The 20,403-nt window shown below is 69.2% G+C and carries 20 protein-coding genes; 11 read left to right on the top strand and 9 right to left on the bottom strand.

Translation table 11 applies throughout. The annotated features are described in order from the left end of the window. Nucleotides 1-54: 54 nt before the first annotated feature. Complete coding sequence (locus VGD44_RS07115; RefSeq protein ID WP_331085325.1) at nucleotides 55-519, top strand: hypothetical protein; 465 nt, start codon at nucleotides 55-57, stop codon at nucleotides 517-519. Further along, nucleotides 516-1,532: a porphobilinogen synthase gene (hemB, locus tag VGD44_RS07110; RefSeq protein ID WP_331085323.1), complete on the top strand. Its 1,017-nt coding sequence runs from the start codon at nucleotides 516-518 to the stop codon at nucleotides 1,530-1,532. Before VGD44_RS07115 ends, hemB begins: the two co-directional genes overlap by 4 nt. Here the strand turns inward: hemB and VGD44_RS07105 are convergent. Beyond that, the gene (locus tag VGD44_RS07105; RefSeq protein WP_331085321.1) at nucleotides 1,529-2,404 is read right to left on the bottom strand and encodes an SMP-30/gluconolactonase/LRE family protein; all 876 of its coding nucleotides are present in this window, start codon (nucleotides 2,402-2,404) and stop codon (nucleotides 1,529-1,531) included. The two genes, hemB and VGD44_RS07105, sit on opposite strands and share 4 nt — an antisense overlap. Before the next feature lie 34 nt (nucleotides 2,405-2,438). Next, nucleotides 2,439-3,344, bottom strand: coding sequence for an alpha/beta hydrolase (locus VGD44_RS07100; RefSeq protein WP_331085319.1), 906 nt, complete (start codon nucleotides 3,342-3,344; stop codon nucleotides 2,439-2,441). 44 nt (nucleotides 3,345-3,388) lie between these two features. On the opposite strand from VGD44_RS07100, the gene VGD44_RS07095 reads away from it, so the two are divergent. Next, nucleotides 3,389-3,991, top strand: coding sequence for a hypothetical protein (locus VGD44_RS07095; protein ID WP_331085317.1), 603 nt, complete (start codon nucleotides 3,389-3,391; stop codon nucleotides 3,989-3,991). Here the strand turns inward: VGD44_RS07095 and VGD44_RS07090 are convergent. Then, on the bottom strand, nucleotides 3,970-4,482 hold the full coding sequence (locus VGD44_RS07090) for a GNAT family N-acetyltransferase (RefSeq protein ID WP_331085315.1): 513 nt from the start codon (nucleotides 4,480-4,482) through the stop codon (nucleotides 3,970-3,972). The two genes, VGD44_RS07095 and VGD44_RS07090, sit on opposite strands and share 22 nt — an antisense overlap. A gap of 84 nt (nucleotides 4,483-4,566) precedes the next feature. Between VGD44_RS07090 and VGD44_RS07085 the strand changes: the two genes are divergently transcribed. The 6 genes from VGD44_RS07085 to VGD44_RS07060 all read left to right on the top strand — a co-directional run bounded on the left by VGD44_RS07085 (nucleotide 4,567) and on the right by VGD44_RS07060 (nucleotide 12,472). Further along, the gene (locus VGD44_RS07085; RefSeq protein ID WP_331085313.1) at nucleotides 4,567-5,472 is read left to right on the top strand and encodes a flagellar motor protein MotB; all 906 of its coding nucleotides are present in this window, start codon (nucleotides 4,567-4,569) and stop codon (nucleotides 5,470-5,472) included. Nucleotides 5,473-5,546: 74 nt separating this feature from the next. Beyond that, nucleotides 5,547-6,311, top strand: coding sequence for an arginyltransferase (locus tag VGD44_RS07080; RefSeq protein ID WP_414694624.1), 765 nt, complete (start codon nucleotides 5,547-5,549; stop codon nucleotides 6,309-6,311). Between the two features lie 85 nt (nucleotides 6,312-6,396). Continuing rightward, entirely contained in the window at nucleotides 6,397-7,062 is a 666-nt protein-coding gene (locus tag VGD44_RS07075) for a DnaA ATPase domain-containing protein (protein WP_331085360.1), read from the top strand. Nucleotides 7,063-7,180: 118 nt separating this feature from the next. Next, the gene (locus VGD44_RS07070) at nucleotides 7,181-8,764 is read left to right on the top strand and encodes a CHAD domain-containing protein (RefSeq protein ID WP_331085311.1); all 1,584 of its coding nucleotides are present in this window, start codon (nucleotides 7,181-7,183) and stop codon (nucleotides 8,762-8,764) included. Between the two features lie 17 nt (nucleotides 8,765-8,781). Then, nucleotides 8,782-10,992, top strand: coding sequence for an RNA degradosome polyphosphate kinase (locus VGD44_RS07065; protein WP_331085309.1), 2,211 nt, complete (start codon nucleotides 8,782-8,784; stop codon nucleotides 10,990-10,992). Next, nucleotides 10,973-12,472, top strand: a complete 1,500-nt coding sequence (locus VGD44_RS07060; RefSeq protein WP_331085307.1) for a Ppx/GppA phosphatase family protein — start codon at nucleotides 10,973-10,975, stop codon at nucleotides 12,470-12,472. The genes VGD44_RS07065 and VGD44_RS07060 overlap by 20 nt, the downstream gene beginning before the upstream one ends. Nucleotides 12,473-13,013: 541 nt before the next feature. Here the strand turns inward: VGD44_RS07060 and rnd are convergent. Further along, nucleotides 13,014-14,192, bottom strand: a complete 1,179-nt coding sequence (gene rnd, locus VGD44_RS07055) for a ribonuclease D (RefSeq protein WP_331085304.1) — start codon at nucleotides 14,190-14,192, stop codon at nucleotides 13,014-13,016. Nucleotides 14,193-14,270: 78 nt separating this feature from the next. Here rnd and purM point away from each other — a divergent pair, with 78 nt between their 5' ends. Further along, nucleotides 14,271-15,296, top strand: coding sequence for a phosphoribosylformylglycinamidine cyclo-ligase (purM, locus tag VGD44_RS07050; RefSeq protein ID WP_331085302.1), 1,026 nt, complete (start codon nucleotides 14,271-14,273; stop codon nucleotides 15,294-15,296). A 1-nt stretch (nucleotide 15,297) separates the two neighbouring features. After that, entirely contained in the window at nucleotides 15,298-15,768 is a 471-nt protein-coding gene (locus VGD44_RS07045; RefSeq protein ID WP_331085300.1) for a DUF3828 domain-containing protein, read from the top strand. Here VGD44_RS07045 and VGD44_RS07040 read toward each other — a convergent pair. From VGD44_RS07040 to VGD44_RS07020, 5 genes are all read right to left on the bottom strand, one after another. Next, entirely contained in the window at nucleotides 15,765-16,412 is a 648-nt protein-coding gene (locus tag VGD44_RS07040) for a hypothetical protein (RefSeq protein ID WP_331085298.1), read from the bottom strand. The two genes, VGD44_RS07045 and VGD44_RS07040, sit on opposite strands and share 4 nt — an antisense overlap. Before the next feature lie 238 nt (nucleotides 16,413-16,650). Then, entirely contained in the window at nucleotides 16,651-16,986 is a 336-nt protein-coding gene (locus VGD44_RS07035; RefSeq protein ID WP_331085296.1) for a hypothetical protein, read from the bottom strand. Nucleotides 16,987-16,988: 2 nt separating this feature from the next. Then, nucleotides 16,989-18,044: a 2-oxoacid:ferredoxin oxidoreductase subunit beta gene (locus VGD44_RS07030; protein WP_331085294.1), complete on the bottom strand. Its 1,056-nt coding sequence runs from the start codon at nucleotides 18,042-18,044 to the stop codon at nucleotides 16,989-16,991. Then, a complete protein-coding gene (locus tag VGD44_RS07025; protein WP_331085292.1) occupies nucleotides 18,041-19,879 on the bottom strand; it encodes a 2-oxoacid:acceptor oxidoreductase subunit alpha in 1,839 nt (612 codons plus the stop codon). The genes VGD44_RS07030 and VGD44_RS07025 overlap by 4 nt, the downstream gene beginning before the upstream one ends. Beyond that, on the bottom strand, nucleotides 19,864-20,403 hold a 540-nt coding region (locus VGD44_RS07020; protein ID WP_331085290.1), incomplete at its 5' end, for a 4Fe-4S dicluster domain-containing protein. The genes VGD44_RS07025 and VGD44_RS07020, both read right to left, overlap by 16 nt.

The following is a 20,403-nucleotide window of genomic DNA, read 5'->3' as shown; positions in this document are numbered from 1 at the left end:
AGGCCACACCCCGGCCGCGTTCTGCGGCCTGGCTGCGCGCCGGGAGGACGTGGCATGCGCGCGCCGGCGCCCGCAGCGACGCAATCGGCCCGCCCCCATTGGGCGGGGCTGCTCCTGGCGTCGGCGCTGTTCCACGCGTTGGTGCTGGGCGGCTTCGCGTTCCGGATGCCGACGATCCGGACCTATGCCGAGCCGGCCCCGATGAGCCTGGTCCAGCCCCCACCGCTTATCCGGCCGCTGGTGATCGAGACCGCCAAGCCGTCGCCCAAGACCCGGGTGGTGATCCTCTACTCGCCGCCCCGCTATGCGTCGCAGACCGCCCCGACCGGCGATGCCGGCGACGCGGTCGATCTGTTCGGGCCGGTGTTCGCCGACGGGCTGTGGCCGCGGCCGGTGCTGGTCCGGAGCGAGCCCTGCGATCCCGAGGACGATCCCGAACGCGCCGACGCCTGCCGCCGCGAACTGATGCTCATTGGACTTGCCTCGGACGCCGCCACGGGTGCAAAGGCGCAGCCATGACCGTTCCGCCGCTCGCCGCCTATCCCGCGCTCCGCATGCGCCGTCTGCGCCAGGCCGACTGGGTCCGGCGGCTGGTGCGCGAGACGGTGCTGACGCCGGCCGACCTGATCTGGTCGATGGTGGTGCACGAGGGCGAAGGCACGGTCCCGGTGGGCTCGATGCCGGGGATCGCGCGGCTCTCGGTCAAGGAATGCGCCAAGGCGGCGAAGGAGGCCAGGGCGCTGGGCATTCCGGCCATCGCGGTCTTCCCGCACATCGATGGCGCCAAGAAGGACGCCACCGGCAAGCTGGCGGACGACCCGAACGGCGTCGTCGCCAACGCGGTCAAGGCCATGAAGGACGCCGCGCCCGAGGTCGGGGTCATGTGCGATGTGGCGCTGGACCCGTTCACCGACCACGGCCACGACGGCCTGATCAAGGATGGCCGCATCCTCAACGACGAGACCATCGAGGCGCTGGTGAAGCAGGGCCTGATGCAGGCCAGGGCCGGCTGCGACATCCTCGCGCCGTCGGACATGATGGACGGCCGGGTGGGCGCGCTGCGCCAGGCGCTCGAAGCCGAGGGCCTGCAGGACGTGATGATCATGTCCTACGCCGCCAAGTACGCTTCGGCCTTCTACGGCCCCTACCGCGAGGCGATCGGGTCCGGGAAGCTGGGCACGGGGTCGGTGGACAATCCGGGCGACAAGAAGACCTACCAGATGGACTCGGCGAACCACGCCGAGGCCCTGCGCGAGGTGGCGCTCGACATCGCCGAGGGCGCCGACATGGTGATGGTCAAGCCGGGAATGCCCTACCTCGACATCGTCCGGCAGGTGGTGGACGCGTTCCAGCTGCCCACCTTCGCGTTCCAGGTCTCGGGCGAGTACGCAATGATCATGGCCGCCGCTCAGAACGGCTGGCTGGACGAGGAGCGGTCGATCCTGGAGAGCCTGGGCGCCTTCAAGCGCGCCGGGGCGGCGGGGATCATCAGCTACTTCGCTCCGCGCGCCGCGCGGCTGCTGGGCGCTTAGGGCAGACCCGCGCGGGGACTGTCCACCCTCGCGATCAGCACCTTTCCCGTCCGGACCTTGGCCGCCTGCCCCGAGGCCGAGGACGCGGCGGTCAGCATGAACAACGTCTGCCCGTCGTCACCGCCCAGCATGCAGGCGTAGCAGGGCTGGCCGCCGGTCTCGATCACCTCCAGCACCTCGCCGCCCTCGGCGATGCGGACGCACTCGGGCGCGATGGGGTTGGCGATCCAGATGGCCCCGTCCGCGTCCAGGCAGATGCCGTCCGGGATCCGCGGCCAGGTCTCCGCCCAGACGCGGCGGTTCGTGAGTTCTCCCGCCGCGCCGATGTCGAAGGCGGTCAGCCGGCCGCCGAGCGTTTCGCCGACGATCAGGGTGGCGCCGTCGGGCGTGATCACCGTGCCGTTCGGGAAGTGCAACTCGTCGGCGGCGACCCGGGTCTGGCCGTCGGGCGCGACGTAGGCGAGCTTCGCCGTCGGGTGGTGGGCGATGACGTCCGCCGCCCCGCGCGCGGCGATCTCCTTGTCCAGGTCGAAGCCGAAGTTGCCGACGTAGGCCCCGCCGGCGGAATCGACGACCATGTCGTTGCAATGGAAGCCCGCGATGTGGCCCAGGTCGGCGTGGACCGCGATGGCCCCGTCCGGCGTCCGGCGCAGCAGCTGGCGCTTGGTCATGGAGACGATCAGCATGGAGCCGTCGGGCGTCCAGCCCAGGCCGGAGGGCCGGTCGTCGAGTTCGAACTCGATGCGCAGATCGCCGGACAGCGACACGGACTTCACCGCATGGCTGTAGAAGTCGCTGAACCACAGCCGGCCCTCATGCCAGCGCGGCCCCTCGCCGAAGTGGATGTCCTCGGCCAGCACGCGGGGTCCCATGCTTCCCTCCCTCAATGCCGCCTATCCCGCCCCATTAAGGGAGGGAACGGCGCGGCGCGGCAAGCCACTCGCGGAGGATAGGGTTCACCTTCTGCGGCGCCTCCTGCTGCACCCAGTGGGAGACGCCGGGCAGACGGTGGATGGTCAGGTCGCGGACGTAATCCTCGGTCCCATCCAGCAGTTCGACGCCGAGGGCCGCGTCCTCCTCGCCCCAGATGATCAGCGTGGGAGTTTCGATCACCTCCCACGGCCCGGCCAGCTTGCCCTGCAGGCGGACCGCGGCGCGGTACCAGTTGACCATGCCGCGGATCGCGCCAGGGCGCTGGGCGTCCTTGGCGTAGCGCTCCAGGACGGCGGGGCCGAAATTGGTCTTGTCCCGCGCCATGTCGAAGAACGCCCGGCGGATGCCGCGGCCGTCGTTGGCGGTCAGCATCCACTCCGGCGCGCCCGGCAGCTGGAAGAAGAATATGTACCAGGACTTCTTCCGCTGGGCCTTGTTGGTGCGCAGCTGCGCCGAGATTACCGCCGGGTGCGGCACGTTCATGATCACCAGCCGCTCCAGCGGCCGCACCTTGTTCGCCGCAAAGGTCCAGGCCAGGCCCGCGCCCCAGTCGTGGCCGATGAGGGTGACCTTCTTCGCCCCGCTGGCGTCGATCAGCGCCGCCACGTCCTCCATCAGCCTGTCGACGAGGTAGGCCTTCACCTCGCGGGGCTTGGGCTCGGTCTCGCCGTAGCCGCGCAGGTCCGGCGCCCAGGCGCGGTAGCCCATCTCGGCCAGCAGCGGGAGCTGGAAGCGCCACGAGAAGCGGCTCTCCGGAAAGCCGTGCAGGCAAAGCGCCAGGTGGTCCCCTTCCCCGGACTCGTCCACGGCGAAGCGGAAGCCGTTGGCGTCGACGGTGCGGGTCTGCATCGGGCGGAGAGCCTTCCTCTCGAGGGTCATGACGGCGTAGCTTCCTTCCGCCAAGGCAGTGAAGGAGGAAGAGCATGCGCCAGACCGTTTTCGCAGCCGCTTTCGGTCTCACGCTCCTGCTCGGGGCCCCGGCCCACGCCCAGACCGCCGAGGCGGAGGTCCTGGGGGTCCAGGTGGCGCGGACCATCTTCCAGGCCATCTCCTTCGACAAGCTCATCGCCAAGGAGATCGGCGGGACCACGGATGCTTTCGGTGACATCAAGTCCCGGCCGGAATGGAATCGCTACCTGGTCGAGGCCATGCAGGAGGAGGTCCGCCACGACCTGCCGCTGTTCGAGACGATGTTCGGGCGCGCGCTCGCGAAGGACATGACCGTCGAAGAGCTCCGGGCCGGCGCGACGCTCCTCGCCGACCCGGCGCTGCAGGCCATGATCAAGCAGGCCGCCGAGGGCGGACCCGAGCCCGCGGACCGGCCGTCGCGCGAGACCGAGCGGCTGGCGGCGACCAGCGCCGGCCGATCCTTCCTGACCAAGCTGACCAAGATCGAGGAGCGGCTGGAGCCGCTGCAGGACGAGTTCGCCGTCGAGCTGGTCCCGGGCGCGTTCCGCCGGTTCGCCGACAAGGCCGAGGCCGGCGAGGCCGCGCGACGGCAGGGTCAGCCGCCCACTGTGAAGTAGGTGCTTTCGCGTTCGATCCCCGGCAGCTCGACCATGCCGTGGAAGCTGAAGCCGATCTTCCGCAGCACCGCCATCGACGCGAAGTTCTCGGGCGAGGTGATGGCCGCCAGCTTCTGGATGCCCAGCGGCCCCTGGGCGTGCGCCAGCACCGCGGCGGCCGCCTCCTGGGCGTAACCGCGGCCCCAGACGCGCTGGACGAAGGCGTACCCGACGTCGGGCACCTCCAGTCCTTCTCGGCGCACGAGCCCCGCGAGGCCGACTTGGGTGTGGTCCGACTTCTGGACGGTCACCCACATGCCGAAGCCGTGGTCGCGGTAGCTGCCGCGCAAACGTTCCTCGATGAAGGTCTTCGCCTGCTCCAGGTCACGGACGCCGCGGTCGCCGATATTCTCGAGGAAGCCGGGCGAGTTCAGCAGCTCCAGCATGAACGTCGCGTCCTCGTCCTCGACCTCCCGCAGGACCAGACGTTCGGTTTCCAGCACGACGACCACAGCGACCCCCAACGGATTGGCGCAACGCCATCTTAACGCGGCTCCCGCACTTTGCGGCGGAATCAGCGTTAAGGCGGGTGAACCATGGCTGTGGGCGAACAGCCGATCATCATCAAGAAGATCAAGAAGGGCGGCGGCGGCGGTCACCACGGCGGCGCCTGGAAGGTGGCCTACGCCGATTTCGTGACGGCCATGATGGCCTTCTTCCTCCTGATGTGGCTGATCAACACCACCTCGCCCGAGCAGAAGCGCGGCATCGCCGACTATTTCGCTCCGGCCAGCGTATCGCAGACCATGTCCGGCGCCGGCGGCATCCTCGGCGGCTCCGCGCTGGGCGCCGACGGTTCGAAGAGCGCGGGCTCCAGCGACGTCATCGAGGAACTGGCCCCCGCCTCCCGCAATCCGAACGACGGTGATTCCAAGGACGGCAGCAAGGGCAAGACGCCCGAGGAGGCCGCCGCGGCCGCCATGGCCCAGGCCGAGGCCAAGCGCGAGGAAGCCGCGTTCCAGTCGGCGGCCCAGTCGCTGCGCCAGGCGCTGCAGTCGATGCCCGAGCTCGCCGAGCTCTCGAAGAACATCATCATCGACGAGACCCCCGAGGGCCTCCGGATCCAGCTCGTGGACCAGGAAGGCCGCTCGATGTTCAACCAGGGCTCCACCCAGCCCAACGACCGCGCCAAGGTGCTGCTGCGGGCGATCTCGAAGACCATCAACCAGCTGCCCAACCGGATCAGCATCTACGGGCACACCAGCGCCAGCCCGGGCGGAGCCAAGCCCGAAGGCGACTGGTCGCTCTCTTCCGCGCGCGCCGATGCGTCGCGCAAGGTGCTGCAGGGGGCCGGCGTCGACGCCGACCGTGTCTACCAGGTCTCGGGCAAGGCCGGGTCCGAGCCGCTCTACCCCGACGACCCCATGTTGCCGGGCAACCGGCGCATTGCGATTGTCCTCCTGCGCGAGGCCCCGGTGCTGCCCGCGGACCCCGGGCTGTAGCGGACTCTTGCGCAAGCGCCGCTCATGACGCCTAATCTGCGCAGGCGCTCTGTTTCGAAAGCGACACCCGGTCCGTGACGCAGCACTTTCCGACCCGACAGCTCCGGTTCTTCCTGACCGCGCCGTCGCCGTGTCCGTACCTGCCGGAGCGCTTCGAACGTAAGGTCTTCGCCCACCTGCCCCTGTCCGACGGCGCGGCCGTCAACGACAGCCTGACGGCCGTGGGCTTCCGCCGCTCGCAGAACATCGCCTACCGCCCGGCCTGCGAGGCCTGCTCGGCCTGCGTGTCGGCGCGGATCCCGGCGTCAGAGTACGTCTTCTCCCGCTCCGAGCGGAAGATCCTCAGCCGCAATGAGGACGTCGAGCGCCACCTGGTCGAGGCCGAGGCCACCATGGAGCAGTTCGACCTGCTCCGCCGCTACCTGCTGGCCCGCCACGCCGACGGCGGCATGGCCGAGATGACCTGGCCCGATTACGTGGCGATGGTCGAGGACACCGCGGTCCGCACCCACATCATCGAGTTCCGCGTGCGTTCGAAGGACGGCGGTCCGGGCGACCTGATCGCCTGCGCTCTGGTCGACCTGATGAGCGACGGGCTGTCGCTGGTCTACAGTTTCTACGATCCGACCATGAGCCGGCGCAGCCTGGGCAGCTACGTGATCCTCGACCACGTCATCCAGGCGTGCCTGACCAGCCTGCCCTACGTCTACCTAGGCTACTGGGTCCGCGGCTCGGAGAAGATGGACTACAAGGTGCGCTTCTCGCCCATCGAGCTCCTGAAGCCCGACGGCTGGACGCTGGCCAACGCGCGCGAGTTGCCGTCCCCCAAGGCCGAGTAGCTGTGGACCGCCGACCCTGACCGGTAGCGTCGCGCGATGCGGCGGCCTAAAACCCAGCTGTGACGTCAACGAACCGACCAGAGCCGTGGCGCGGCAGCTTCGGCTGAACCTCGGGCGCGAGGGGAATGAGCCTTCCCTCGACGAGTTCGTGCGCGGTCCGTCCAACGCGGTGGCGGTCGCCGCCGTCGAGGCGTGGCCGGCGTGGCAGGGCGGCTGCCTGGCGATCCTGGGCCACAAGGGCGTCGGCAAGTCCCATCTGGCGCGCGCCTGGGCGACGGCGGTCGACGCGCTGGTGGTCGAGGCCCGCGACCCCGACCTCATCGCCGCCGCCGGTCGGCCTGTGCTGCTCGAGGACGCCGACCGCGGCGTTTCCACCGAGGGCCTGTTCCACCTGATCAACCTGGCGGCCCGCGAGGGCGGCGGCCTGCTGCTGACCGCGCGCACCCGCCCGTCGACGTGGCCCACGGCCCTGCGCGACCTACGCTCGCGGCTGAACGCCTTCCCGGTCGTGGAGATCGAGCCGCCGGACGACGTAGTGCTGGAGGGCGTGCTGCGCCGCTTCTTCCGCGACCGCAACATCAAGCCGCCGGAAGCCGTCTACCCTTACCTGCTGGCCCGCATGAAGCGGTCGATCCCCGACGCCAAGGCCATCGTGAAGCGGCTCGACGAGGCCGGCGACGAGGGCTTCCGGCCGGTGACGCGCGTCCTGGCGCGGCAGATTCTGGAAGCGCAGGGCCAACTCGACCTCTGAATCGGGGAATCCGCGCGGTTTTGCGAAAAATCATTCGCGGCGCGATAGACAAGGCGAATCCTTTTCCTGCAGTGGTTCGGGCGCGTGGCGCACCGGCCACGTTGCACGGGACCCGGGAATGCTCGCTCGCATGCCGGCCACGGCCGCCTCGGAGCTGGAGTTGAAGTTCCAGCTCGGCGCAGGCGCCCTTGAGGCGCTGCAGGGCGCAGCTTTCCCGCTCGATCAGGGCAAGACCAGCCAACTACACGCGGTGTACTTCGACACGCCCAGCCACGCGCTGCGGGACGGCGCCTTCAGCCTCAGGGTCCGCCGCAAGGGCGAGACCTACGTCCAGACCCTGAAGCATCGCGCGGTGGGCGGTCTGTTCGAACGCGACGAGTGGGAGACGCAGGTGCCGGGGTCGGATCTCGACCTTGCCGCCCTGGCCGGAACACCGGTCGAGGCCGCGATCGGCGACGCCGCCCTCGCCCCTGCCTTCACGGTCGAGGTCGAGCGCCGCGTCCACCTCTGGATACATGGTGAGACGCGTATCGAAGTCAGCTTTGACACCGGCCTGATCGTCGCTGGCGACCGGCAGGAACCCATAGCCGAGATGGAGCTGGAGTTGCTCTCTGGCCCGCCACAGGCGCTGTTCGACCTGGCCCGCGATCTCCTGGCCAGGGCGCCCCTCACCCTTTCGTTCGAGAGCAAGGCCGAGCGCGGCTACCGGCTCGTCGGCCACGACGGTGTGGCGGCGCTTAAAGCGCAGAATACGGCGGTTGGGCCTCTGACCTGCGCCGCCGATGCGTTCCAGGCGATCTCGCGCGATGCCCTGGTCCAGATCGCCGGTAATGAGCGCCTTTTGCAGCGGGCTCACAACCCCGACGTCCTGCACCAGCTGCGCGTGGGCCTGCGCCGTTTCCGGGCGGCGCTGTCGGTCTTCAGGCCGATGCTGGACGCGGAGGGCCTGAACGCGGCCCGCGCCGAGACCCGCTGGCTGGCCGGCGAGCTCTCGGAGGCGCGCGACATCGACGTCTTTCTGCAGCGCGCCGCCACGCGCGACGAGATTGAGGAGAGCCCGGGCCGGGCGGCCTTCTTCCGCGCGCTCCGCATCGCCCAGGCCGAAGCCTACGAGCGCGCCCTGGCGGCCGTCCGCTCGGACCGCTTCCGCAACCTGCTCCTGATGCTGGGCGAGTGGGTCGAGGTGGGGGGCTGGCGTCGGCTGGCCAACGACGATCAACGGGCCCTGCGCGAGGGACCCATCACGGCCCTGGCCGCGCCGATCATGGATCGGCTCGACAAGCGCCTGCGCCGGCGCTCGCACAAGTTCATGGACAGCGACGTCGAGGCCCGCCACGACCTGCGCAAGCAGGCGAAGAAGCTGCGCTACGCCGCGGCCTTCTTCGGCGAGGCCTTCCCTCAGCACCCGAAGCGGCGGGCGCGGTTTATCGCGGCGCTGCGCGGACTGCAGGACCAACTGGGCGAGCTCAACGACATGGCGGTCGCGCGGTCGGTGGCCATGCGCGCCGTGGGTCGTCGCTCGGGCGAGCTGGCCTTCGCCGCCGGCCTCGAGGTGGGACGGCTGACGAGCGGCGAAGACGAGGTGGTCGGTGCGGCCAACGACGCCTTCAAGGCGTATCGGAAGGTGCGGACGTTCTGGTCGTCACCGGATGGTCGCAATGAGGACCTTAACCTTTCCCGGCCACGTTTACAGAGCGTCTGAGCCGTCCAGAGAATCGCATGCCCAACGACGTCTCCCCGATCAACGCCGCCTCGCCTGGCCAGGGCGAGGCCGCGCCGGTGGCCGTCGAGGAACTGGCGCGATCGCCGAGCCGGTTCTTCAACCGCGAACTGTCGTGGCTGGCGTTCAACCGCCGGGTGCTCGCCGAGAGCATGAACGCGCGGCACCCGCTGTTCGAGCGGCTGCGCTTCCTGTCGATCAGCGCCAACAACCTCGACGAATTCTACATGGTGCGCGTGGCCGGCCTGAAGGCGCAGGTCCGCGAGGGCGTGCGTGTGGTCAGCCAGGATGGCCTCACCGCCGCTGAGCAACTGGTGCGGGTGAACGCCGCCGCCGCCGACCTGATGGCTGACCAGCAGACGCGCTGGCGCGAGCTGTGCGCCGAGCTCGCGAGCGAGGGGCTGCGCTACATCTCGGCCGACGAGGTAACCCCCGACGAGCGCACGGCGCTGGAGGAGCGGTTCCTGTCGGAGCTGTTCCCTGTGCTGACGCCGTTGGCGATTGACCCGGCGCACCCGTTCCCGTTCATCCCGAACCTGGCCTTCTCGCTAGTGCTGAAGATCCGCCGGCTCTCCGACGGCCGCCAGCTCTATGCGTTGGCCCCGCTGCCGGCGCAGGTGGCGCGGTTCTGGGACGTGGCGCCCGGCCGGCCGACGCGGCGCAAGGCCCAGCGCCGGGTGATCTCGCTGGAGAGCATGGTCACGCTCTTCCTCGACCACCTGTTCCCCGGCTGCGAGGTGGAGGAACAGGGCGTGTTCCGCCTGATCCGCGACTCGGACGTGGAGATCGAGGAAGAAGCCGAGGACTTGGTGCGCGAGTTCGAGGCGCGGCTGAAGCAGCGCCGGCTGGGCTCGGTCGTGCGTGTCGAGCTGGAAGCGTCCACGCCCGAGGAACTGCGGACCTTCATCCTGCAGAGCCTGCACGCCAACCCGGAAGACGTCATCGTCATGGATGGCCTCCTGGGTCTGGACGAGCTGACCCAGATCATCCCTTCGGACCGGCCGGACCTGAAGTTCAAGCCGTTCGAGCCCCGGTTCCCTGAGCGAATCCGCGACCACGGCGGCGACTGCTTCGCCGCGATCCGCGAGAAGGACATCCTGGTCCACCACCCGTTCGAGAGCTTCGACGTGGTCGTCCAGTTCCTGCGGCAGGCCGCACGCGATCCGCACGTACTGGCTATCAAGCAGACCCTCTACCGCACCTCGAAGGACAGCCCGATCGTGGCGGCCCTCATCGAAGCGGCCGAGAACGGCAAGAACGTCACCGCCCTCATCGAGATCAAGGCACGCTTCGACGAGGAAGCAAATCTGAAGTGGGCCCGCGACCTGGAGCGGGCCGGCGTGCACGTGGTCTACGGCTTCATCGAGTACAAGACCCACGCCAAGCTGTCGGTCGTGGTCCGCAAGGAAGGCGAGCAGCTGCGCAGCTACTGCCACTTCGGGACCGGCAACTACCACCCGATCACGGCGCGCATCTACACCGACCTGTCGCTGTTCACGACCGAGCCGCCGTTCGGTCGCGACGCGGCGAAGCTCTTCAACTACGTCACGGGCTATGCCCAGCCGGTGGGCCTGGAGCGACTGTCGTTCTCGCCGGTGACCATGAAGCGCGACCTGCTGCGCCTGATCGGCCAGGAGGCCGAGAACGCCAAGGCCGGCAAGCCCGCCGCCATCTGGGCCAAGATGAACTCCCTGGTCGATCCCGAGATCATCGACGCCCTCTACGCGGCCAGCCAGGCCGGTGTGCCGATCGATCTCGTGATCCGCGGCATCTGCTGCCTTCGGCCCGGCGTCCCCGGCCTCTCGGACAACATCCGGGTCAAGTCGATCGTGGGCCGCTACCTCGAGCACGGCCGCATCGTGGCCTTCGCCAACAGCCACGCCATGCCGTCGCAGCACGCACGGCTCTACATGTCGTCGGCCGATTGGATGCCGCGCAACCTCGACCGCCGCGTCGAGGTCATGACGCCCATCGAGAACCCGACGGTACACCAGCAGGTTCTGCAACAGATCATGTTGGCGAACCTGAAAGACGAGGCGCAAAGCTGGACCCTGGACGCCGACGGCGGCTATAGCCGGGATCCTGCCTGGGACCACCCGAACGCCTTCTCGGCGCATGACTATTTCATGACCAATCCCAGCCTTTCCGGTCGCGGGCAGAAAGTGAAGGACATGCCGCGCGCGATCGAAAATGTGGCCTCGCGGGGATAGCGCCAGCCGCCCGGATGGCCGGCAGGCGGCCGTCATCGACGTCGGATCCAATTCCGTCCGCCTGGTGATCTACCGGGTCGACGGCCGTGCGCTCTGGACGATCTACAACGAGAAGGTCGTCGCGGGCCTCGGCAGGGACCTGATGGCTTCGCGCCGGCTGTCGCCCGAGGGCGTCGAGGCGGCGGTCGGAGCCCTGCGGCGCTTCCGTTCGGTGCTGGACGGCTGGCGGGCCGACGAGGTCACCGCCTGCGCCACCGCGGCCGTGCGTGAGGCCGCCGACGGCAAGGCGTTCCTCAAGCGCGTCCTGGAAGAGACGGGCCTGGAGGTCCGGGTCCTCACGGGCGAGGAGGAGGCCCGCTACGCCGCGCTGGGCGTGATCTGCGGCCAACCCGACGCCGAGGGCGTGGTAGGCGACCTGGGCGGTTCCAGCCTCGAGCTGGTGCGCCTGAACGGCTTCACCCAGATCGAGGGCGTGACCCTGCCACTGGGGCCCTTCGCCCTGGGTGCGCCCAAGCCGCTCAACGTCGAGCGCACGAAGCGGCTCGTGGACGACCACCTCTCACCGCTCGCCAATCGCTACGCGAGCCCGGAATTCCATGCCGTCGGCGGGGCCTGGCGGAACCTGGCGCTCCTGCACATGCAACTCGCCGACTATCCCCTGCACGTGGCCCACCAGTACGAGATCAGCCGCGCCGAGGGGCTGGACCTGGCCCGCTTCGTCCAGCGCCAGTCGCGCTCGTCACTCGAGGGCATCGAGGGCCTCTCCAAGAAGCGCTTCGACACCCTGCCCTACGCGGCGCTCGTGCTCGAGCGGCTGATCGAGCGGCTGGGCGTGGAGAAGGTGGTCATCTCCGCCTACGGGGTGCGCGAGGGGCTGCTGCTCGAGGCCATGCCGCCCGAGGTGCGCCAGCTGGACCCGCTGATCGAGGGCTGCGAGGCGCTCACCGCCCAGCGCGGCATCACGCCCGAGCTCGGCCACGCGCTGGAGGCCTGGATCGGGCCGCTGTTCGAGAAGCTGCCGGCCCAGTTCGGCGGGCGCGACGGCGTCCTCGTCGCGGCCGCCAGCCGGCTGGCCGACCTCGGTGCGAGGTTGCACCCGGACCATCGCGCCGACCTCGCCTTCGAGCAGGTGCTGCGCGCGCCGCTCGCCGCCATGAACCATGCCGAGCGCGTCTTCCTGGCCTCTGTGGCCTTCTCCCGGCACTCGGCGGCCCCGCAGCCGCCGGACCCGGCGATCTCGCGGGTGCTGACGCCTGAGCGCCGCCAGCGCGCACGGGCGCTGGGTTCGGCGTTGCGGCTGGGCTGCGACCTCTCGGGCCATAATCCGCGGCTGCTGGAGAAATCCTCGGTCACGGTCCGCGGCGACCGGCTGGTGCTGACCGCCCTGGCCGGCTGGGAGGACATGCTGCTGGGCGAGCAGACGACGCGGCGCGCCCAGACGCTGGCCCAGGCGCTGAAGTTGAAGCTGGAACTGACCTAGACGAGCGACTTGGGCCGGGGAGCGTGGGTGCTGGCGCCCCCCGGCCGCGCTTGACTGGACCTTCGGCAAAGATCGTACGCGCCAGGCCGCAGGGCCCATATGAAGAGGGCGGCGCACCGGTCGCCCGGAACACCGCCCTCTGATCCAGATCCGTTGGGGGACCTGAGCCTTCAAGGTGGGAGGGGTAACTCGATCCTGCTGGTCGCCCAGCCGAACTCCGCTCCGTCTCCCGTGCCGCCTCCGGGCCTGAAGAACCCCTGGGTCGCCCCAGGAACCTCCCGATCCGGAGAGCCTCCTGCCCGCTTGCCGCCCGGTCGCCCGGTCCGCCGCGCCGCTTTCCCTCTCGGCAAGTTCAGGTTCTCTCAGTCCCCGGCCGGGTGCAACGGGCCTGCGGAGCGGGGCTGTGGAGCGAGGCGCCCGCAGTCCGTGGACAGCCTGTGGATGACCGTGTGCGCTGTCGCAAAACCGTCGTGACTTCAAACCGTTGGAGTTATCCGCAGGTTAGGCTGCGAGATCGTCCAGAGTCGCGCGAGCGACCGCCCTACCCCGCCGAAGCCACCCGCGGCGCCCGGCGAACCTCGACCACCCGCACGCGCGCGCCGTCCAGCACCAGGGCCAGCTCGCCGCGCTTCAGCTTGAGCGCGTCCTCGCCGAACGCCTCGCGCCGCCAGCCCTTGAGGGCTGCGACGTCGGCGTCGTCGTCGTTGGCGATCTGTTCGAGGTCGGAGACGGTGGCGATCAGCTTCGAGGCCACGCCCGACTCTTCGGCCCGCGCCTTCAGCAACACCTTCAGCAGCTCGACGACGGCGCCGGCCGCCGGCGAGGCCTGCTGGCGGGTCTTCTCGATCACCGGGGCGTAGGCCTCGGGGTCCTTGAGCGCCTCGCGGATAGCCGCGACCAGGTCGGGCCCGAACCGCGAACCCGAGAAGCCCTTGGGCACCGAACGCAGGCGGTCCAGGCCGTCGGCGTCGATGGGCGATTGCGTGGCGATCTCGTCGATCGCCTCGTCCTTGAGGATCCGGCCGCGCGGCTGGTCGCGCAGCTGCGCCGTCCGCTCGCGCCACGCGGCAACGGCGCGGTAGACGGCCAGGTACTTGGCCGTGTGCCGGCGCGGCCGCAACCGTTTCCAGGCGTTGTCCGGCTCGACGTCGTAGTTCGCCGGGTCCGTCAGGTCGGCCATCTCGTCGGTCACCCAGGCGATGCGCCCTTCCCGCTCCAGCCGCTCGCGCAGCATCGGGTACAGCTTGGCCAGGTGGGTCACGTCGGCGAGAGCGTAGGTGAGCTGGTTGTCGGTCAGCGGCCGGCGCGCCCAGTCCGTGAACCGCGAGCTCTTGTCGAGCTCGATCTTCAGCATCTGGCGCACCAGGGCGTCGTAGGCGATCTGCTCGCCGAACCCCGCCGCCATGCCGGCGACCTGGGTGTCGAACAGCGGCTTGGGCATGGCCTGCAGGTTGTTGAAGATTTCAACGTCCTGCCGCGCCGCGTGGAACACCTTCAGGATCTTCGTGTCCCGCAGGATCTCCAGGAAGGGCTCCAGGTCGAGGCCCTCGGCCAGCGGGTCGATCGTGGCCTCGGCCGACGGCGCTGCGGCCTGGATCAGGCACAGCTTCGGCCAATACGTGGTTTCACGCATGAACTCGGTATCGACCGCCACGAACGGCTGGCCCTTGATCTTGTCGCAGAACGCCGCGAGTTCGGCGGTGGTAGTGATAGGCGTCATAAATCCAGCTATAGCCCCGCGCGCGGACGACTCCAGTCCGCAAGCGCGTCTCTCTGCACTCCAAGTCCGGGTTCGTAAATGTCCGAACGGCCAAACGGTCTCACCTATGCGCAAGCCGGCGTGTCGATCGACGCCGGAAACGAGCTCGTCGAGCGCATCAAACCGCTGGCCAAATCGACCCGCCGGTCGGGCTCGGAGCCGTCGCTGGGCGGGTTCGGCGCGCTGTTCGACCTGAGGGCCGCCGGCTACGACGACCCGCTGCTGGTCACCACGACCGACGGCGTCGGCACCAAGCTGAAGGTCGCGATCGAGACGGGGCTGCACGGCACGGTCGGGATCGACCTCGTGGGCATGTGCGTCAACGACCTGCTGGCCCAGGGCGCCGAGCCCTTGATGTTCCTCGACTACTACGCCACCGGGAAGCTCGACGTGGAGGCCGCCGCCTCGGTCGTCGCCGGGATCGCCGAAGGCTGCCGCCAGGCCGGCTGCGCCCTGGTCGGCGGCGAGACAGCCGAGATGCCGGGCATGTACGCCGCGGGCGACTACGACATGGCGGGCTTCTGCGTGGGCGCCGTCGACCGCGACAAGGTGCTGCCGCGCCTGGGCGACCAGAAGGAAGGCGACATCCTGATCGGCCTGGGCTCGTCAGGCCCGCACTCCAACGGCTATTCGCTGATCCGCCGGATCGTGGAGCGCTCAGGCCTCGCCTGGGACACGGCCGCGCCGTTCGCCGAGGGCAAGACGCTGGCCGAGGCGCTGCTCGAGCCAACGCGCATCTACATCAAGACCGTCCTGCCGCACCTGAAGGCCGGGCGCGTGAAGGGCTTGGCGCACATCACCGGCGGCGGCTTGATCGAGAACCCGCCGCGCTGCATCGCTGAGGGCCTCGTTCCGAGGTTCGACTGGGACGCCTGGACGATGCCGCCGGTGTTCCAGTGGCTGGCCGAAACGGGCGGCGTCGCCGAGCACGAGATGCGCCGCACCTTCAACTGCGGCGTGGGCCTGATGCTGGTGGTCGACACCCACGACCTGCCGGAGGTGCTGGAAGGCCTCGCCCGCGCCGAAGAAGACGTGTTCGTGGTGGGCGAACTGGCGAAGGCCTGAGATGAAAGCCTGGCTGCTGATCCTGTCTGGCCTGCTGCTCGCGAGCTCCGCGGTGGCCCAGGACCTCGGTCAGGCGAAGGCGTTCGTGACCGGCCTCTATGCGGCCTACGGGAAGGATCCGGGGCCCGACTACATCGGCAGGCAGGCGAAGCAGGTCTGGTCGCCGGCCATGCTCGCCCTGATGCGTCGCGAGGCCGCCAGCACGCCAAAGGACGAGGTCGGCGCCCTCGACGGCGACCCGATTTGCAACTGCCAGGACTACGAGATCACCTCGGTGGACGTGAGGGTGACGCAGACCGGCCCGACCACGGCGCGCGCCGACGTGTTCTTCGTCAACCTGGGCCGCCGACAGCTGGTCAGCCTCGACCTTGTCCTGCTTGGCCGCCGTTGGCGCGTGGACGACGTCCATTCGCAGGGCACGCCCAGCCTGGTGGCGCTGCTGAACGACGCCGTGAAGGCGCGGACGCCCTAGCTCACGCCGACGTGCGACGCGCCGAGCGCGGCCAGGATGCCGCCGCGGGCAGGAGTGCCGGCGCCGTAAACCAGCACCGACCGCGCGACCCGCCGGGCGGATGTCACCGCGGCGGCGGCCCAGGCCTGGAACTCGGCGTCGCCCAGGTCCGGCGGGCACTCGAACGACAGCGCCTGCAGGCCGATCCCCTCAAGGCGCAGGATCGCCTTGGGGTTGGTGTCGGCCAGGCGGCCGACGACCAGCAGGGCGAACGGCCTCACGAGCGAGATCGTCGACAGCAGGACCGCCGGAGGCACGCCGTCCACGCCGAGGATCTCGCAGATCACGCCCAGCTTCACGAGGCTGCCCGCGGCCTTGAGCTGGGCGATGAGGTCCGAGCGTCCCTTCTGGCTCGAGAGGCTGGTGTAGGAGACCGGAACGATCAGGCTGGGCTGCTGGGCGGCGTCCGCCTCCAGCCGGCCGATGCCGCGGGCGATGGTGGCGAGGTCGATGCGCAGGAGCTCGGCCGTGGAAAGCTGGGCCACCTGCTGGGCGCTCAGCTCATCCTCGCCATTGTAGCGTTGCGAGATCACGCGGCGGATCAGGCGGAAGCCGATCCGGTTGAAGCCCTTGGCCTCGAAGACGGGATCCAGGGTGGCGGACACGCGAAGCTGCCGCCCATCGGCGGTCAGGAACGGCGCACAGGGGTCGGCTGCCTCTGGGGCTTCGTCGACCTGGGATGATGGCGCGACTTCTTCGACCTGGTCGACGACTTGGGCTTCTGCCACTCGCACAACTCACGACTGCGTTGTTTGTGAATGTAATCGGACCGGGTATGCGTCCGGTTAATTGGGCGTGCGAGAATTCGTCGCAGAGCTTCACCGTAGGCGGAGAAGAACCCGCTTAGGGCCGGGGGCGGACCTCGAGGCGATCGGTCCCGACGATCGTCACCGACTGCCGGTGACCGGGGCGGCTGCGCGTGACGGCGCAGACCCGGTATTCGCCGAAGACCGAGATCGCCCAACGGTCGTCCGCCTGGTCCAGGAGGCGCGTCACCTCCCCTGGTATCGGCTCCTCGACGCCCAGCATGCGGCGGGTCCCGACAACCCAGATCTGGACCGGCGTCCCGCCGTTCCAGAGGTCGAGCCGTCCCCGGATCACCCCGCACTGTCCCGGCGCCTGCGGAATCCCGGCGCCGGCTCCGGCGATCGCCGCAGCGACAGCCAGCGGCGCCAGCATCCCTAGCGCAGTCCGGCGTTGATCCGATCCAGGGCCGCCTGCCCCGGCACCAGCTCGGCCTCGTTCAGCTGGTTCAGTGGCGTCTCGACGGTCCCCACGGCGTCATGCAGGTCGCCGGCGTTGGGGTCGACGAACAGCAGGCCGGTGACGATCTGGCCGCGCAGCTGGCGGGCCTGGAGGTAGCCCAGGGCCTGGGCGCGGCTGGAGGGATTGTAGAGGTCGTTCAGCTTGTGCAGCGACAGCACCGAACCGTCGTGCTGCTGGACCTTCACGGTCTCGCCCGGCTTGTAGTCCACCTGGATGGGATCACGCGGCATGATCACGTCCAGGCGGTTCACCGCCTCGTTGTGCTCGCGCACATAGTCGAAGCTCTTGGTCGAGCCGGTGTGGTTGTTGAACTGCACGCACGGGCTGATGCAATCGATGAAGGCCGCGCCCTTGTGCGACAGGCCGGCCTTGATCAGCGGCACGAGCTGGTCCTTGTCGCCCGAGAAGCTGCGGGCCACGAAGGTCGCGCCCATCTGCAGGGCGAGGTTGACCATGTCGATGCCGGCGTCGGTGTTGACCACGCCGCGCTTCGATTTCGAACCCTTGTCCGACGTGGCCGAGAACTGGCCCTTGGTCAGACCGTACACGCCGTTGTTCTCGACGATGTAGAGCATGTTCACGCCGCGCCGGATGGCGTGGGCGAACTGGCCGAGGCCGATAGACGCCGAGTCGCCGTCGCCCGAGACGCCCAGGTAGATCAGGTCGCGGTTTGCCAGGTTGGCGCCGGTCAGCACCGAGGGCATGCGGCCGTGGACGGTGTTGAAGCCGTGGGAGTTGCCCAGGAAGTAGTCGGGCGTCTTCGACGAGCAGCCGATGCCGGAGAGCTTCGCCACCCGGTGCGGCGGCAGCTCCAGCTCGAAGCAGGCCTGGATGATCGATGCCGAGATGCTGTCATGGCCGCAGCCGGCGCAGAGCGTCGAGACCGAGCCCTCGTAGTCGCGCCGCGTGTAGCCCAGGCTGTTGGTCGGCAGCTTGGGGTGATGCAGCTGGGGCTTCAGGATGTAGGTCATTCCGCCGCCTCGATCTGGCCAAGCGACATGCGGCGCGCGATCTCGCCGGTGATGAAGCGCGCCGTGATCGGCGTGCCGTCGTAGTGGAGCAGCGAGACCAGCTTCGCGGGGTCGACGTCGCCCTCTGTCATCAACAGCGTCCTGAGCTGGGCGTCGCGGTTCTGTTCCACCAGGAACACCCGGTCATGCATGTCGATGAAGTTGAACACCTCGTCGGCGAACGGGAAGCCGCGGATACGGAGCGCGTTCAGGCTGCGCCCCTGCGCCTCGAGCATCTCCAGCGCCTCGTGCATGGCCGGCGTCGTGGAGCCGAAGTAGATCACCCCGTCGCGCGTCTTGCGTTTGCCGGCCCGCAGGATCGGCGCGGGCACCAGGGTCTTGGCGGTGTCGAACTTGCGAAGCAGCCGCTCCATGTTGTCGACGTAGACCGCGCCCTCCTCCGAGTAGCGGGCGTACGGGTTCCGCGAGGTGCCGCGGGTGAAGTAGCCGCCCAGCGTCGGGTGGGCGCCCGGATAGGTCCGGAACGGGATGCCGTCGCCGTCAACGTCACGATAGCGGCCGAACTCCTCGCTCATGGCCTCGAGGTCGTCGTGGTGGAGCACCTTGCCGCGGTCCAGCTTCTTCGAGTCGTCCCACTTGAAGGGCTTGGTCAGCCACTCGTTCATGCCGATGTCGAGGTCGAGCATGACGAACACGGTCGTCTGCAGCCGGTCGGCCAGGTCGAAGGCCTGGGCGCCCATCTCGAAGCACTCGCCGGGGTCGGCCGGCAGCAGCATCGGGTGCTTGGTGTCGCCGTGGCCGGCGTAAGCCGCGGCCAAGAGGTCGGCCTGCTGCGTGCGCGTCGGCATGCCGGTGGACGGGCCGCCCCGCTGGACGTCGAAGATCACGGCCGGGATCTCGGCGAAGTAGGAAAGGCCGATGAACTCGGTCATCAGCGACACGCCCGGGCCCGACGTGGCCGTGAAGGCACGGCACCCGTTCCAGCCCGCGCCCACCACGATGCCGATCGAGGCGATCTCGTCTTCGGCCTGGATGATCGCAAACCGGCTCTTTCCGGTCTGGGGATCGACGCGGAGGTCCTGGCAGTAGGACGTGAAGGCCTCGGCCAAAGAGGTCGAGGGCGTGATCGGGTACCAGGCGCAGACCGTGGCGCCGCCGTAGACCGCGCCGAGGGCCGCGGCGTTGTTGCCCTCGACGTAGATCCGGTCGCCCACGGCGTCGGCCTTGCGCACCTGCAGCGGCAGCGCCGCCAGGTAGGTCCGCACATAGTCCAGGCCCATCTGCAGGGCCTCGATGTTGGCGGCGATCAGCCGGTCCTTGCCGGCGAAGTCCTCGATCAGCAGGTCCTTGATGGCCTCGGGGTCGATGCCAAGCAGCGCCGCCAAGGCTCCGACATAGATGATGTTCTTGAACAGCTGGCGCTCGCGCGGCAGTTCGTAGGCCTCGTTGCACATGGCCGTCAGCGGCACGCCGATGACGGTGATGTCGTCCCGGAACTTCGACGGCGGGATGGGCTTGGTGGAGTCGTAGAACAGGAAGCCGCCGCTCTCGATCTCGGCCACGTCGCGGTCCCAGGTCTGCGGGTTCATGGCGACCATCAGGTCGACACCGCCGCGGCGGCCCAGATGACCGGCCTCGGTGATCCGCACCTCGTACCAGGTGGGCAGGCCCTGGATGTTCGACGGAAAGATGTTGCGAGCCGCCACTGGCACGCCCATCCGCATGACCGAGCGGGCGAAGAGGCCGTTGGCGCTGGCCGAGCCCGAGCCGTTCACATTTGCGAACTTCACGACGAAGTCGTTGACCTTCTTGGCGGGCTTCAGCTGGTCAGGCATTGCGGCCCCGCGTGGGTCATCTCGAGGTAGAACTTCTGCATGTCCCAGGCGCCGGTCGGGCAGCGCTCGGCGCAGAGGCCGCAGTGCAGGCAGACGTCCTCGTCCTTGGCCATCACCCGGCCGGTGGCGAGCTTGCCCGAGACGTAGAGGTCCTGGGTCAGGTTGGCCGCCGGCGCCTTCAGCCGCCCGCGCAGGTCGTCCTCATCGCCCTCGTCGGTGAAGGTGATGCAGTCCATCGGGCAGATGTCGACGCAGGCGTCGCACTCAATGCACAGCTTGTCGGCGAACACCGTCTGGACGTCGCAGTTGAGGCACCGCTGCGCCTCCCTCAGCCCCAGCTCGCGGTCGAAGCCCAGCTCCACTTCGAGCCGGACGTTGCTCAGCGCCTCGGCCTTGTCGCGCAGCGGGACGCGGTAGCGCAGGTCGTTGGAGACGTCGTTGTCGTAGCTCCACTCGTGGATGCCCATCTTCTGGCTGACCAGCGTGCTGCCGGGCGGCGGCCGCTCGGCGACATCCTCGCCGTG

This window comes from Phenylobacterium sp. (genome assembly GCF_036402295.1).
GTDB lineage: Bacteria > Pseudomonadota > Alphaproteobacteria > Caulobacterales > Caulobacteraceae > Phenylobacterium.
The sequence above is the reverse complement of the archived record's forward strand: the minus strand, read 5'-3'. Positions and strand labels throughout refer to the sequence as shown.